We start from the raw sequence: 14,027 nt of genomic DNA, 5'->3' as shown, positions 1-14,027 counted from the left end.
CTCTTTATTGAAAGTCTTTGTCGTTTTAGCCGGCTTATCTTGAAAGCGCAACGTTCTATGCTCCGCCTACATTCCAACAGACAGGAGTCGAACCATGGAGTATCGCTTTCTTGGCCAATCCGGCTTCAAGGTCTCGTCGCTCGGGCTGGGCGCGGGCACCTTCGGCGGCAAGGGTCCGCTGTTCAGCGCCTGGGGCAACACCGACGTCAAGGAGGCGGCCCGCCTCATCGACATCTGCCTCGACGCCGGAGTCAATCTGTTCGATACCGCCGACGTCTACTCCGATGGCGCTTCCGAGGCGATTCTCGGGGCCGCCATCAAGGGCAGACGCGATCGCGTCGTTCTTTCCACCAAACTGACGCTGCGCATGGGCGACGAGCCGAATGACGTCGGCGCCTCTCGTCACCATCTGATCAAGGCGACGGACCAGGCGCTGAAGCGGCTCGATACCGACCATATCGATATTCTGCAGTTGCATCACTTCGACGCCATGACGCCTGTGGAGAGTGTGATGGCAACGCTGGACGACCTGGTTCGTGCAGGCAAGGTGCGCTACCTCGGCGTCTCGAACTTCTCCGGCTGGCAGATCATGAAATCCCAGGCGGTAGCCGAGCGCTACGGCTATACCCGCTTCGTCGCCAACCAGGCCTACTACTCCTTGGTCGGACGCGACTACGAGTGGGAACTGATGCCGCTGGGACAAGATCAGGGCCTGGGGGCGATTGTCTGGAGCCCGCTCGGCTGGGGGCGCTTGACCGGCAAGATACGCCGCAACCAGCCTCTGCCGCCCGGCAGCCGTCTGCACCAAACTGCTGGTTTCGCGCCACCGGTGGAAGAAGAGCGGCTTTACCAGATCATCGAAACCCTCGAGTGCATTGCCGAGGAGAGAGGAAAATCGGTGCCGCAAGTTGCGCTTAACTGGCTACTGCAGCGGCCGACCGTTTCCAGCGTTCTGATTGGAGCACGCAATGAGGAGCAGCTTCGGCACAATCTCGGCGCCGTCGATTGGCAGCTAGACGGCGACCAGATGAGACGTCTTGATGAGGTCAGTGCCGTCACGCCCCCCTACCCCTATTATCCATATTGGAATGGACAATTCGCGGAGCGGAATCCCGCACCAGTGTGATCGGATTACCTACTTCAGGATGGCTCCTCGTTCTGCCGGGTGCCTGATGAAGCCACCACTGCCCCAGCGCCCAGTTCGGGGCCGGCCTCCGTATTGCCAGAACAAGGTACTTGGCGGCTAATGGCCAGAATTAGTTCCCCAATGCTCGAGCAGCATGTCGATGAACAACTGAGCCGTGCTGGAAATACTGTGTGAACTGCTTCTGACCAGACCGATGGTTCGCTGGATGCGGGGTTCGGGAAGTTCACGCGAACAGAGCGCGTCATGGTCCGGGCCGGGCATCGTCATCTTGGGCAAGATCGCCACGCCCAGCCCGGATTCGACCAGGCCAAGCGAGGTGGAAAGGTGCTGGACTTCGTAGAAGCTGTTCAGCCGAATGCCTTCGGCAGAGAGGGCATTGTCCAGCAAGGTGCGATTGCCGCTATCGCGACTGACGGTGATCAACCTGACCTGTTCGAGATCCGCCCATTCGATGCTCTCCTTGGCCGCCAGCGGATGGTCGGATCTCAGGGCCAATACGAAGGGATCCCGCAATAATGGGGTAAAGGAGACCTCCGGACTCTGTGCGCTGAACATGTTGATGCCGAAGTCGGCCTCGCCATTGATGACCCGCTGCAGTCCCTCGTTGGCACTGACGTCGAGAATGCGAATGCGGATACCCGGCCAAGCCTCGCTGAACCCACGGATCACACTCGGCAGGAAGTAAAAAGCGGCGGTGGGCAGGCAGGCGATCGTGACCGTACCCTTTTGATGCGTCGCCAGCTCTCGTATGTTCAGAATCGATGACTCGTATTCCTCGATCATACGCCTGGCGCGTGGCAGGAAATCCGCCCCGATAGGCGTCAACTGGGTCCTTCGAGTGGTCCGCTCGAGCAACTCGACTTCCAAAAGCTCCTCGAGCTTCTGAATGCGTCGCGACAGCGCCGGCTGAGAAAGATGCAGGCGCTGCGCCGCCTCATGGAAAGAACCCAGCTCTGCCACCAGGATAAAAGCTTGAAGATCAAGGAATTCGAGGCGATGTAGCATTTGTGCACTCTTGCATGACACACAGGCATTGATAACCATAGCGCATTAATCATAAAAACGCATCAATCTTGTCATTTATTTGCATTTGAAGCATCAGTTGCCCACTGACATGCTCACATCTCGACTTCCCAACGCGATGTGGCATGACAATGATGAACAGCATCCCCTGCATGATCATGCGCGGCGGCACCTCCCGAGGCCCCTTCCTGCGCATGAGCGATCTTCCCAGCGGCCAGGACGCCCAGGCCGAGATCCTGCTCAGCCTGATGGGCTCGGGCCACGCCCTACAGATCGACGGCATCGGCGGCGGGGACCCCCTGACCAGCAAGATCGCCATCGTCGAGCGCTCCTCCCATGCGGGTGCCGATGTCGACTACCTGTTTGCCCAGGTCGATATTCTCAATCGCCGCGTCGACTTCACCCCGAACTGCGGCAACATGCTCTCGGCGGTCGGCCCCTACGCGATCGAGACGGGGCTGGTGGAACCCCAGGACGGCAAGACCGTCGTGCGGGTACGCAACCTCAATACCCAGCGCCTGATCGAGTGTCACGTCCCCACGCCGGGTCGCCAGGTCTGCTATGAGGGCAGTACGTCCATCAGCGGCGTGCCCGGAAGCGCCGCCGGCATTCAGCTCAGCTTCCTCGACATCATGGGCTCCAAGACCGGCGCGTTGCTGCCGACCGGAAAGGCAAGCGACTCGATCGAAGGCGTCGACGTCACCTGTCTCGACGCGGCGACACCGATCATCATGCTCGACGCTGCGGATCTTGGCCTGAGCGGAGATGAGTCCCCCGCCGAACTGGATGGCAATAGCCTCCTGCTCGAGCGCCTCGAAAGCATTCGCCGCAAGGCAGGACGGAGCATGGGACTGGGCGATGTCAGCCAGAGTGTCTTGCCCAAGCCGGTGCTGGTCAGCGCAGCGCGTGGCAGCGCCAGCACCCTGCGCACGAGATACTTCGTACCCCACCGCTGCCACAAGGCCATCGCCGTCACTGGAGCCATTGCCGTTGCCTCGGCGGTCAGCGTTCCCGGCACCATCGCCCACCGCATCGCAGTAGAAAGCGGGCGAATGTTCGCAGGTGAGTGCCTGGCCCAGGTGCGACTGGAGCATCCCTCCGGTTTCATCGACCTCGACGTGGAGCATCGCCAAGGCAATGCCAGCGATATCGCGCGCGTGTCACTGATTCGTACCGCCAGAAAGATCATGAGTGGCACGATCTTCTACACCGCTTCCACGCCACCCGGTGAGACAATCCCTGCCATGCAGGCCAATTGATCATCGCGACCCCGGGTGCCTTGCCACCCGCTAACGACAACAACCAGGAGCATGCCATGACCCCCAACAAGACCACGACAGCTCGCACTTCGCTCGTTCGCCTGAAGAGAGTCGCCGCCCTGGGCCTGGCGATCGCCGGGCTCGGCCTGACCTCAACCGTATCCGCGCAGGCCCAAGACGTGGAGGTGCCCGACACTATCAAGTGGACCATTCCCTTCGGCGTCGGCGGCGGCACCGATGTCTGGGCCCGCTTCTTCGCGCCCTGGCTCAGCGAGCACATCCCCGGCGAGCCCACCATCATGATCGACAACGTGCCGGGCGGCGGCTCCATCAACGGCTCCAACCTCTTTGCCATGCGCGCCAAGAGCGACGGTAGCGATTGGCTGGGCGCCTCCGCTTCGACTCAGTATCCCGCGATGCTGGGAGACAAGCGGGTACGCTACGACTACTCCGCCTGGACACCGATCCTGGCGACCCCTACCGGTGGTGTCGTCTACGCCCAGGCCAGCCTGGGCGAGGACAGCGAGAGTGCACTCGCCACCCTGCTAGAAAAGCAGGTCAAGCTGGCGGTTCAGAGTCACACCGGACTCGAGCTGCCGGTACTGATCGCTCTCGACATGCTGGGTGTCGAGGTTCAGGCCGTCTCCGGCATGCAGAGCCGTGGTGAAGGCCGCCTGGCCTTTGAGCGTGGCGAAGCGGACATCGATTTCCAGACCACCTCCGCCTACCTGAGCAGTGTAGCCCCCTTGGTGGAGTCGGGCCGCGCCGTCCCGCTCTTCTCGCTCGGTGTGATTAATGACGCCGGGGAGATCGTGCGCGACCCGGCCTTCCCCGACCTTCCCACCTTCAACGAGGTTTATGAAGAGGTGCATGGCGAGGCCCCGAGCGGAACCGCCAACGACGCCTACGAGAAGTTCTTCGCTTCGGGCTTCACCCTGCAGAAGCTGATCATGGTGCCCAGGGACACGCCCGAGGCACTCATCGAGACCTACCGGGAAGCGGCCCTCGAGTTCATCGATAATGAAGAGTTCAAGCAGGAGGCCGATGCCCAGCTGGGACCCTACGCCCCTATCGTTGGCGACATCGTCCGGCAACATCTCGAGGATGCCATGTCCCTGGATGACGCTACCCGCGAGTGGCTCTCGGACTGGCTGAAAACGAAGCACGGCGCCAGCATCTGATGCGTGACATCGGGCATTGGCCCTTGGCCCCAGGGTTCAGAGCCAGTGCCCGGGCTCCCCTCATCGAATAACACGAGAGCCAATTCCATGTTCGATATCCTTCTTTCCAGCCTGGGGCAGCTGTTCACCCTGCACCACCTGCTCTACATGGTCGTTGGCGTGCTGGTCGGTCTGGTGGTCGGGATCATTCCCGGCCTCGGTGGCATCGCAGGGATGGCGTTGCTGCTGCCCTTCCTCTATGGCATGGAACCGAGCATCGCCCTCGGCATGCTGATGGGCCTGGTCGCCGTGATCCCCACCGGCGATACCTTCGCCTCGGTGCTGCTGGGCATTCCCGGCTCCAGCGCCTCCCAGGCCACCGTCATCGACGGCTTCTCCCTGGCCAAGCGCGGCCAGGCCGCACGGGCCCTGTCCAGTGCCTTCCTTGCCTCGATGATCGGCGGCCTGATCGGCGCCGCCGTGCTGACGGGGTTCATACTGATCGCCCGGCCGGTGGTGCTGTCGTTCTCCTCCTCCGAGCTTTTCATGCTGACCCTGCTCGGGCTGTCGATGGTGGCGGTACTCTCCGGACGCGACCTGCTCAAGGGAGTCGCTGCCTGCGGCCTGGGCCTGCTGGTCGGCACCATCGGCATGGCACCCGCCACCGGGGAGTTCCGTCTCAATTTCGAGATCGACTATCTCTACGACGGCATACCGCTGGTGGTCATCGGCCTGGGCATTTTCGCGCTGCCCGAGATCATCGATCTGCTGGTCAAGCGCGGCGCCATCGCCGGAGAGCCCGCCCGGCTCGGCAAGGGCTGGCGGCAAGGCGTCCAGGATGTCGGCAAGAATCGTGGACTCGTGGCGCGCTGCGCAGGCATCGGCAGCCTGCTGGGCACGATTCCCGGGCTCGCCGGCTCGGTGGTGGATTGGATGACCTATGGCCATGCCGTACAGAGTGCCAAGGACAAGTCCCAGTTTGGCCAGGGCGACATTCGCGGCGTCATCGCACCGGAATCCGCCAACAATGCCTGCGCCTGTGGCGCCATGGTGCCCACCTTGCTGTTCGGCGTGCCCGGCTCGGGCACCGCCGCCGTCTTCCTCGGTGGCCTGCTGCTGCTCGGCCTGCAGCCCGGCGTCAGCATGATCGAGACCAATCTCGACCTGACCTACACCATCATCTGGTCGCTGGCCCTGGCCAACATCATCGGTGCGGCGCTTTGCCTGGGCCTGGCCCGCCCGGTCGCCAGCCTGACCCGCGTGCCCTTCGTCATCCTGGCTCCCCTGATCACGGTGCTGATCATGTTCGCGGCCTTCCAGGCCACACGCTCCCCGGGAGACCTGCTGGCCCTCGGCGCGACCGGAGTCCTCGGCGTGCTGTTCAAGCAGGCCGGCTGGTCACGTCCCGCTTTCCTGATCGGCTTCGTGCTGGCCCCTGGCGCTGAAACATACTTCTATCAGGCCGTGCAGTTCCAGGGTAGCGCTGCTTTCATGCGCCCGGGTGTGCTGATCATCGGCGCCATGATTCTCGCCGCCCTGCTCTTGCCCATGTTTCGGCAGCTGTGGCGCAAGCTCCGGTCGACCGATACCGAGCAAGCGCCTGCGACTGGTGCCGAAGCAGCCCCTGCGGCTGGCAGCAGGCCTATCAGCATCGGTGGCATCGACTTGGTGATCTTTGCCGCTCTGCTGAGCATGGCTATCTTTGGTTGGTTCCATCTTGCCGATCTCAGCCTGCTCGGCGGCCTCATGCCCCGCCTGGCGCTGGCGATCATGGGCATCGCCTGTTTGCTGGAAATTGTGCGCAGCCTGGTCCGCAAGCCAATCTGGCAACACCAGCCTCTGCTTCAGCAAGCCGTCTGGTTGTCAGGTTTCTTCGCCCTGGTTGGCGCGACTCTGATGTTCGGCCTCATTACTACCGCAACGCTGTTCTGTTTGGCCTTCCTGATGCTCATCGCACGTCTCAAGCCCTGGGTGACCCTCACCATGGCTGCCGGAGTGACGGTCTTCCTGATCAGCATGGCGAAACTGCTGACCTTGACCTACCCGAGTGGCTTGGTCGATCCACTGCTGTTCGGCTGAAGGGGCTGCTCACGAACGAACCGCCGCTCATGAAGCGGCGGTTCGTTCTTTGTCCTCAAACGCTACTCCAATGCCGTCTGCTTCCTGCGCCACTGCCCCAACGCCCAGCCCAGGGCCGGCAGAACCAGCATCGCCGAGGCCCAGGCGCAAGCGGCAAAGCCGTGGTGCGCGAAGATCGGTCGGTAGAGCAGCGCGCCGGCGAAAACACAGAGATACGTGATGGCGCTATACAAGCCCATGATGGCACCGCGTTGGGCAGAATCGAGCTCACCCAGACGGCGCAGCAGCAGGTTCAGGCCAAGGTGATTGCCCACGCCCCAGCCCAGGCACAGCACAAGCAGAAGCAAGGGCAGCGCCGCTACCGCCGCCAGGCCGAGATAGACCACGATCAGACCGGCAAAGACCAAACACGCCACCGTGCCCGTCTCGTGACGATCGACCCAGCGCCCCAGCGGGGCGGCCACGCCGAAGCCGACACCATAGACGGCGATGGCCAGCCCGGAGAAGCTGACGGGGAATTGCATCACCTCACCGAGATACGGGCCAAGGTACGTGTAGAGGCCGTAGAAGGCGGTCATGTAGGCAGCCACGTTGACCAGCACGACTGGGACACCGGGCACACGCAGTGCCGTCAGCGGTGATGTGGGCGCTCCGGAACGCACCACGCTGCCCCACTCCCCACAGCGGGCCACGCCGAACGCCAGGGCAAGTGCCGACAGCGCCAGCACAACGAAAACGGCACGCCAGTGCAGCAGATCGGTCAGCAGCGCCGCAAGGCCAACCCCGACCACCAAGCTCAGCGTCCAGCCCGTCAGCACGAAACTCAGGGTCTCGCTCTCACGCCCCTTTGCCGCCACTTGGGCGGTAAGGGTATATATGGCCGGCAGCGCCATGCCGGCCGCCACCCCGGCCAACGCCTGGGCAGCGATCAAAACCCAGAGCGCGGGGGCGAGTGCGGCAAGACCCAGCGACACGCAAAGTACCCATAACGCTCGCACCAGCGCACGCTCGGCCCCGATGCGATCGGCCACCGCCGCCAACAGCAGCGCACTGGCTGCCGTGGCCAGGCCATAGAAGGCTGCGGCCGTCATCACATCGGCAGCGCTGCGGCCGGGGAACGCCACCGCCACGGAAGCTGCGATAGGGCTCAGCGTCAGCGAATTGGCGCCAATCACGGCAATGGCAGCGGTCAATAGAAGAAGACGACGAGTGATCACGGAATGGCTCCAGATGAGATTCGACACTACCATTCAAGAAAGGAACCTCATTCGGAGCAATCGATAAAATGCCGAACTTGAAAAATACAGAAATGGTTCGGGACAAGGGCCAGGAGGCACGCCCTCTGGATACCTTCGACCGAAAAATATTAGGCGAACTGGCCCGGGATGCCGGGCTCAGCTATGCCGATCTGGGCAGCCGGGTGGGGCTTTCGGCCCCGGCCGTGCACGAGAGGGTGAAACGGCTGCGCGCCACGGGGCGTATTCGCGGCACGGTGGCGATGTTGGATGGCCCCGCCACGGGCAAGCCCTTCCTGGCCTTCGTTCACGTCGACTCCACCGGCTGGGGCAAGACCCAGGAACTGCTGGCGCTCTCGGCGCTGCCCGAAGTCGAGGAGATCCACTCCGTGGCCGGCGACACCTGCATGCTGCTCAAGGTGCGCTGTGCCAGTAGCCGCGCCCTGGAAGGGCTGCTCGCCCGGCTCTATGCCCTGCCGAGCGTCAAGGCCACGCGCAGCTACGTGGTGCTATCGACCTTTCTCGAGCGCACCCCGCAAGCGGGAATCACCGAGGTGCTGGAAACGGAGCGCGCCGTGGTCGAAGCCGACAACACGCTTCCGTGACCTCCCCCTACGATGGCGCAGCAATGACACCGCCGGGTCGGTAAATGCCGGTCTTGCCCGATGGCGCCAATGACGAACGCCCGCGGGTGCACATGGCGAAGCTGGCTAAGCTTGCCGAAGGTGCCTCAACTCTCCCAATGATTCGGCGGCACTCGCTGAAGATGGAAGTGGCTGACCAGGCGGATGGTGGGACGAATCAGGAACTGAAAACTGCCGATGATGAATAGCCAGGCGGCAGCTTTTTCCATGCTGGGATAGAGAAACAGGATGCTGCCGAGCAGAAACCAAATGGCGATCAGGAAGTCATTGGTGATGCTGAGCGTCTCGTAGCGTCGCCGGATCACCAGTTCCTCTCTCCCTAGATGCAGGGTAAGCGGGCTATCGATGCGCGTATCAGGCACGAGGGTATCTCCTGTTCCGGGGAGCTTGATCTGGTCCTGATATGCGACATTAGCATTTCCTCCCATGGGCGAGCAGATCATGCCAGAGCTGGTCATTCAGGCAGTCCAGCTCTGGAAGAACTCCATGAAGGCCCGTACCCGCGCGGGCAGATGGCGCCCCGGAGGATAGACGGCATACACGCCGCCAGTGGGCAGCGTCCACTCCTGCAGCACCTGAACCAGCCTCCCTGCACGCATCTCCGCTTCCGCGGTGACGTCGGCCATTACCGAGAGACCGCCACCGGCCGTCAGCAGGGCATTCAGCGCTGCGGTGGAGTTGGCTGCAAGCCGTGCCCGCATCTGCACCCGGCAGCTCTCCTCGCCGCGCTGAAAAGTCCAGGTCAGGGGAGCGGCTAGTGGAGTGAAGGCCACCCAGGCATGCTCGGCAAGCGCCTCGGGATGTTCTGGCGTGCCGTGCCGGGCCAGGTAGGCCGGCGAAGCCACCAGATATTGCCGAAACTCCCCCAGGCGCCGCGCGCGCAGCGTGGAATCCTTCAGCCAGCCCAGACGAAACGCCAGGTCGATGCCCTCCTCCAGCATGTCACTGATTCGATCCCCGCTGCGCAACTCGATTCGCAACGCCGGATGCTGCTGCCCAAACTCGACCACCGCCGGCCCCAGCACCCTGGCGGCATAGTCCTCGGGCCCGGTAAGGCGCAGTTCGCCGCGTAGCTGGCGGCCATCTCCCTCTGCCATCGCCAGCGCTTCCTGCAATCCCGTCAGCAGCGGCCGGCACTCACGGTAGAGCGTTTCCCCGGCCTGGGTCGGCTGAACCCTGCGCGTGGTACGCTGGAACAGCGTCGCTCCCAGACGCTCCTCCAACTGGCGGATCTGCAGGCTGACCCGGGTCTTGGTGCAGCCCAGCCGCTCCGCCGCCGCGGTGAAACTGCCTGCTTCCACCAGTGCAATGAAGATCGGCAAACCAGTGAGGTCGCGTTCTCTCGGTGCGGACATGTTGGCCGTCTCATTGTCATGAAATGAAAAACAGTAAATTACCACTTCGCATGTTTTTCAAATCAATTTGCCAGCTGACAATGCCATCACTTCCCCTGAACATGGAGACATGACATGAAGATTGCATTGATCGGCGCCAGCGGTTTCATCGGCTCGGCGTTGCTCGACGAGGCGCTTGCCCGGGGCCATCAGGTAAAGGCCCTAGTCACTCGTCCGGAACGTCTCGCCCCCCGCGACGGCCTCAGCGTGGAGAAGAGCGACGTCCTTAACAGCGCCGCCCTGACCGAGCAGCTGCGCGGCGCGGACGTGGTACTCAGCGCCTTCAGCGGGCATGCCCAGAAAGATGTCTACGGCTACTACGTGGCCGGCTTCGACGCCATCCTCGCCGCCACTCGCGCCGCCGGCGTGCCGCGCCTGCTGGTGGTCGGCGGCGCCGCCTCCCTGGAGATCGCCCCCGGCCAGCTGCTGCTCGACAGCCCCGGCTTCCCGGCCGAATACCGCGCCACCGCCGAGGGCGCCAAGACCGCCCTGGAGCGGCTACGCTCCCAGCAGGAGCAGGCCTGGACCCTGCTTTCACCGGCCGCCGAGATTTTCCCTGGTGAGCGCACCGGCAAGTTCCGCCTGGGCGGCGACAGCCTGCTCAGCGATGCCGAGGGCATTAGCCGCATCTCGGTGCAGGACTACGCCGTGGCCATGCTCGACGAGCTCGAAGAGCCCCGTCATCCCAATCAGCGCTTCAGCGTCGCCTACTGAACCGCATCCCACCCGGCCCGCCGTTGGCGGGCCACCGGGTTGGGCTCTGGGCGCCCTGCTCCAATACCTGCCTCGCGACCGTGCCCGACATATCGATGCTCTACTCGTTCGCCTCCGCCACTTCCCGTGCCGCCTCTCGCTCGAGCAGCGTGCGCTTTCTCTCCACACCCCAGCGATACCCGGAAAGCGCCCCATCGCTGCGCACGACCCGGTGGCAGGGAATGGCCAGCGCGATGGTATTGGAGGCACAGGCCCTGGCCACGGCACGCACCGACCTGGGCGAGCCGATCCGCTGCGCCAACTCCGCATAGCTGATCGTGGCTCCCACCGGAATCTCGGTCAGCGCCTGCCACACCCGTTGCTGAAAGGCGGTGCCACGAATGTCCAGCGGCAGCGACAGCCCGGTACCCGGCGCCTCCACGAAGCCCACCACCCGGGCCACCCAAGCGTCGAAGTCCTTTCCTCCCGGGAACAGGCTGGCCTTGGCGAAACGGTCCTGGAACTCCTGCAACAGCGACTCCGGGTCGCTTCCCAGGGAAATGGCGCAAATACCCTGGACGCTTGCCGCCACCAGAATCGTGCCCAAGGAACATTCTCCCAGGGCAAAGCGAATCTCCATCCCCTCTCCTCCCGAGCGGTAACGCTTCGGCGTCATGCCGAGCATGCGATTGGAGCCGGCGTAGAAGCGTCCGCTGGAGTTGAAGCCCGCTTCGTACATCGCCTCGGTGACCGTTTCGCAACTGACGAGTTCTTCGCGCACGCGCTCCGCCCGCCGGGCGGCGGCGTAGGCCCTAGGCGTGAGTCCAGTGGCCGACTTGAACACGCGGTGAAAGTGGAAGCGGCTCAACCCTGCGGCTTGAGCCAGCTCGTCGAGCGAGGGAAGTTCATCAGCTGATTCGATCAGACGGCAGGCCCTAGCAACACTCCGAGCGTGCCGCTGGGCCATCGACGGCTCTTGAGGACAACAGCGCTGGCACGGTCGGTAACCAGCCCGCTCGGCTGCTGCCGCATCGGCATGGAACTCTGCGTTCTCGCGGCGCGGCCGGCGCGACGGGCAGGTCGGGCGGCAGTAGACGCCGGTGGTGCGAACCGCATAGACGAAAGCGTCGTCCGCTGCGGTATCGCGGGCAAGTACCGCGGCCCACTTCGCCTCATCGGAGTCGAAGGTGGCGCGTGAATCGGTGGTCGTCTCGATCATGGCGGGCTCCCGCTGTGGTTTCGGCGCTCTCCGTCCGTTCAGGATGCGCCCCGGGCCCGTCCGTCACACTCCGTTGCTTGCTTTCAAAGTGAGCCCGTCTCTTCACAGCATTTTCATCGACTTCTCACCGCAATTCTCACGGCCTTTCGCAGCATAGCACCATCCAACTGCCGGAATTTTTTGACGGCAAGAAGCGGAGTGAGGGCTCGACCGAATGCCGACAGGGTATGCATGGGACCGCAAACTCCCCCATACCTACCCATGGAGAATGTCGCTATGAACCGACTTGCCGGAAAGACCGCCATCGTCACCGGGGCCAGTTCAGGAATCGGCCACGCCACCGCTCGGTTATTCACCAGCGAAGGCGCCAACGTGATAGTGAGTGCTCGCCGCCATAACGAACTCGATGCCTTGGTCGAAGCCATCGCGCGCGACGGTGGCACTGCCGTTGTCGTCGCCGGTGATGTATGCGACGAACGCCTGGCCCAGCATCTGGTCGCCACGGCCCAGAAGCGCTTCGGAGGGCTCGATATCGCCTTCAACAATGCCGGCATCGTCGGCGCCATGGGGCCGCTGCAGGACATGCAGTCGAGCGACTGGCACGACGTCATGCATACCAACCTGAACGGCGCCTTTCTCGGTGCCAAACATCAGATACCGGCGCTGCTGCAGCGAGGCGGCGGCAGCCTGCTGTTCACCTCGAGCTTCGTTGGCCATACCGCCGGCATGCCTGGCATGGCGGCCTACGGCGCCAGCAAGGCCGGCATCGTGGGCATGGTGAAGTGCCTTGCCGCGGAGCTCGGTTCCCATGGCATCCGGGTCAACGCCCTGCTGCCGGGAGGCACCGACACCCCGGCCAGCATCACCAACGCTCCCGATGCCGGGCCTGAAGTCCTGGCCTTCGTCGAGAACCTGCACGCCCTCAAGCGCATGGCGACGCCAGAAGAGATCGCCCGGGCGGCGCTCTATTTGGTTTCCGACGATGCCAGCTTCGTGACTGGCACGGCGATGCTGGCCGATGGCGGCGTCTCGATCAATCGCACTTGACTGCTAGGCGGCGGTGCCTCTCCCGGCACCGCTGCCTGTGCAGCAACCCTTAGAATGCCCTGCTACCCTGCAAACACGCATATTGCGCCCCGGTAAGCACTTACTTACCAGGTAGTGCATGTTCTTGTATCCATTCGATTCAGCGTGAATTCCCGACAGGAGGCGACATGGAGTTTCTCGTCAACCTGGACGTGGACGACCTGCAGCGTGGCATCGACTTCTACGTGAATGCCTTTGGCCTCGAGGTCGGGCGTCGTTTCGGCGAGGACGGCATCGAGCTGATCGGCGGTCCGGCGCCGATCTACCTGCTGGCAAAGGCCTCAGGATCACCGGCTTACGCAGCGGCAGGCGTCACGCCCGGGGAACAGCGCCACTACACTCGTCACTGGACACCGGTGCATCTGGACGTGGTGGTAGAGGACATTGATGCCGCGGTGGAACGGGCCATTGCAGCCGGCGCTATTCAGGAGCGTCCCACCGTCACCGACGACTGGGGCAAGCTCGCGCTAATGGTCGATCCCTTCGGCCACGGCTTCTGCTTCGTGCAGTTCCTGAATCGCGGCTACGATGAGATCGCGACCTGAAGCCTGCACGAGTAGTATCGGACACGCATTACAACGACAACACGGAACAACCATGATCGCCGTCATCTTCGAAGTCATCCCCAGGTCCGGCCGCCGCGACCACTACCTCGATATCGCCGCTAGCCTGAGTCCGTTGCTCGATGAGATCGAAGGATTCATTTCCATTGAACGCTTCGAGAGCCTCACCCAGCCGGGCAAGATTCTCTCGCTCTCCTTCTGGCGTGACGAGCAGGCCGTCGCTCAGTGGCGCCAGCTCGAGCGCCACCGTGCGGCCCAGGCACAGGGCCGCGACGTGGTGTTCGATGACTACCGGCTACGCGTCGCCACGGTGATGCGCGACTACGGAATGCACGAACGCGAGCAGGCGCCCGTCGACAGCCGCGAGCGCCACGACATGACCTGACGAACAGCAGGAAAGCCAGCGCCCCGGCAAGCGCTTACTTACCGGGTAACTGCCCAACTGTAACGCCTCACGGTGGGCACGCCTGGGCGCCCTCCTCCAGCGGCTGTCAGAAAGAAAATAAGCGTTCAAGTCGAAATCGA

General features: G+C 63.3%; 14 protein-coding genes. 9 read left to right on the top strand and 5 right to left on the bottom strand.

Annotated features, from left to right (window positions below):
• Positions 1-94: 94 nt before the first annotated feature.
• Positions 95-1,126, top strand: a complete 1,032-nt coding sequence (locus KPL81_RS06195; RefSeq protein WP_209476419.1) for an aldo/keto reductase — start codon at positions 95-97, stop codon at positions 1,124-1,126.
• 117 nt (positions 1,127-1,243) lie between these two features.
• On the opposite strand, the gene KPL81_RS06190 is transcribed toward KPL81_RS06195, so the two are convergent.
• A complete protein-coding gene (locus KPL81_RS06190; RefSeq protein WP_219791104.1) occupies positions 1,244-2,152 on the bottom strand; it encodes a LysR family transcriptional regulator in 909 nt (302 codons plus the stop codon).
• A gap of 143 nt (positions 2,153-2,295) precedes the next feature.
• Between KPL81_RS06190 and KPL81_RS06185 the strand changes: the two genes are divergently transcribed.
• The 3 genes from KPL81_RS06185 (at position 2,296) to KPL81_RS06175 (ending at position 6,668) form a co-directional block, all read left to right on the top strand.
• A complete protein-coding gene (locus tag KPL81_RS06185) occupies positions 2,296-3,429 on the top strand; it encodes a 4-oxalomesaconate tautomerase (RefSeq protein ID WP_219791103.1) in 1,134 nt (377 codons plus the stop codon).
• Between the two features lie 56 nt (positions 3,430-3,485).
• On the top strand, positions 3,486-4,610 hold the full coding sequence (locus KPL81_RS06180) for a type 2 periplasmic-binding domain-containing protein (protein ID WP_219791102.1): 1,125 nt from the start codon (positions 3,486-3,488) through the stop codon (positions 4,608-4,610).
• Positions 4,611-4,697: 87 nt separating this feature from the next.
• Positions 4,698-6,668 carry a tripartite tricarboxylate transporter permease gene (locus tag KPL81_RS06175; RefSeq protein ID WP_219791101.1) on the top strand — a complete coding sequence of 657 codons (1,971 nt, stop codon included), beginning with the start codon at positions 4,698-4,700 and terminating at the stop codon, positions 6,666-6,668.
• Between the two features lie 62 nt (positions 6,669-6,730).
• Here KPL81_RS06175 and KPL81_RS06170 read toward each other — a convergent pair whose 3' ends face one another.
• Entirely contained in the window at positions 6,731-7,885 is a 1,155-nt protein-coding gene (locus KPL81_RS06170) for an MFS transporter (protein ID WP_338035595.1), read from the bottom strand.
• A gap of 92 nt (positions 7,886-7,977) precedes the next feature.
• On the opposite strand from KPL81_RS06170, the gene KPL81_RS06165 reads away from it, so the two are divergent.
• A complete protein-coding gene (locus KPL81_RS06165) occupies positions 7,978-8,508 on the top strand; it encodes an Lrp/AsnC family transcriptional regulator (protein WP_240549079.1) in 531 nt (176 codons plus the stop codon).
• A gap of 125 nt (positions 8,509-8,633) precedes the next feature.
• On the opposite strand, the gene KPL81_RS20570 is transcribed toward KPL81_RS06165, so the two are convergent.
• On the bottom strand, positions 8,634-8,909 hold the full coding sequence (locus KPL81_RS20570) for a YrhK family protein (protein ID WP_338035594.1): 276 nt from the start codon (positions 8,907-8,909) through the stop codon (positions 8,634-8,636).
• A gap of 96 nt (positions 8,910-9,005) precedes the next feature.
• Positions 9,006-9,902 carry a LysR family transcriptional regulator gene (locus tag KPL81_RS06155; protein ID WP_219791098.1) on the bottom strand — a complete coding sequence of 299 codons (897 nt, stop codon included), beginning with the start codon at positions 9,900-9,902 and terminating at the stop codon, positions 9,006-9,008.
• 114 nt (positions 9,903-10,016) lie between these two features.
• Between KPL81_RS06155 and KPL81_RS06150 the strand changes: the two genes are divergently transcribed.
• Positions 10,017-10,655: an NAD(P)-dependent oxidoreductase gene (locus KPL81_RS06150; protein WP_219791097.1), complete on the top strand. Its 639-nt coding sequence runs from the start codon at positions 10,017-10,019 to the stop codon at positions 10,653-10,655.
• A 100-nt stretch (positions 10,656-10,755) separates the two neighbouring features.
• On the opposite strand, the gene ada is transcribed toward KPL81_RS06150, so the two are convergent.
• Positions 10,756-11,853 (bottom strand): bifunctional DNA-binding transcriptional regulator/O6-methylguanine-DNA methyltransferase Ada, encoded by a 1,098-nt coding sequence (ada, locus tag KPL81_RS06145; RefSeq protein ID WP_219791096.1) that lies wholly within the window; start codon positions 11,851-11,853, stop codon positions 10,756-10,758.
• A 276-nt stretch (positions 11,854-12,129) separates the two neighbouring features.
• Here ada and KPL81_RS06140 point away from each other — a divergent pair, with 276 nt between their 5' ends.
• From KPL81_RS06140 to KPL81_RS06130, 3 genes are all read left to right on the top strand, one after another.
• The gene (locus KPL81_RS06140) at positions 12,130-12,900 is read left to right on the top strand and encodes an SDR family oxidoreductase (protein WP_219791095.1); all 771 of its coding nucleotides are present in this window, start codon (positions 12,130-12,132) and stop codon (positions 12,898-12,900) included.
• 167 nt (positions 12,901-13,067) lie between these two features.
• Positions 13,068-13,484, top strand: coding sequence for a VOC family protein (locus tag KPL81_RS06135; RefSeq protein WP_219791094.1), 417 nt, complete (start codon positions 13,068-13,070; stop codon positions 13,482-13,484).
• 52 nt (positions 13,485-13,536) lie between these two features.
• Positions 13,537-13,887 (top strand): antibiotic biosynthesis monooxygenase family protein, encoded by a 351-nt coding sequence (locus KPL81_RS06130; protein WP_219791093.1) that lies wholly within the window; start codon positions 13,537-13,539, stop codon positions 13,885-13,887.
• Positions 13,888-14,027 lie beyond the last annotated feature (140 nt).

This window comes from Billgrantia antri, from assembly GCF_019430905.1.
Lineage (GTDB): Bacteria > Pseudomonadota > Gammaproteobacteria > Pseudomonadales > Halomonadaceae > Halomonas > Halomonas antri.
Note: the sequence above shows the minus strand (reverse complement) of the source record. Positions and strands in the feature narration are given on the sequence as shown.

Coding starts and splice junctions, on each gene's coding strand:
- KPL81_RS06195 (WP_209476419.1), top strand. CDS start 95: ATGGAGTATCGCTTTCTTGGCCAATCCGGCTTCAAGGTCTCGTCGCTC.
- KPL81_RS06190 (WP_219791104.1), bottom strand. CDS start 2,152: ATGCTACATCGCCTCGAATTCCTTGATCTTCAAGCTTTTATCCTGGTG.
- KPL81_RS06185 (WP_219791103.1), top strand. CDS start 2,296: ATGACAATGATGAACAGCATCCCCTGCATGATCATGCGCGGCGGCACC.
- KPL81_RS06180 (WP_219791102.1), top strand. CDS start 3,486: ATGACCCCCAACAAGACCACGACAGCTCGCACTTCGCTCGTTCGCCTG.
- KPL81_RS06175 (WP_219791101.1), top strand. CDS start 4,698: ATGTTCGATATCCTTCTTTCCAGCCTGGGGCAGCTGTTCACCCTGCAC.
- KPL81_RS06165 (WP_240549079.1), top strand. CDS start 7,978: ATGGTTCGGGACAAGGGCCAGGAGGCACGCCCTCTGGATACCTTCGAC.
- KPL81_RS06155 (WP_219791098.1), bottom strand. CDS start 9,902: ATGTCCGCACCGAGAGAACGCGACCTCACTGGTTTGCCGATCTTCATT.
- KPL81_RS06150 (WP_219791097.1), top strand. CDS start 10,017: ATGAAGATTGCATTGATCGGCGCCAGCGGTTTCATCGGCTCGGCGTTG.
- ada (WP_219791096.1), bottom strand. CDS start 11,853: ATGATCGAGACGACCACCGATTCACGCGCCACCTTCGACTCCGATGAG.
- KPL81_RS06140 (WP_219791095.1), top strand. CDS start 12,130: ATGAACCGACTTGCCGGAAAGACCGCCATCGTCACCGGGGCCAGTTCA.
- KPL81_RS06135 (WP_219791094.1), top strand. CDS start 13,068: ATGGAGTTTCTCGTCAACCTGGACGTGGACGACCTGCAGCGTGGCATC.
- KPL81_RS06130 (WP_219791093.1), top strand. CDS start 13,537: ATGATCGCCGTCATCTTCGAAGTCATCCCCAGGTCCGGCCGCCGCGAC.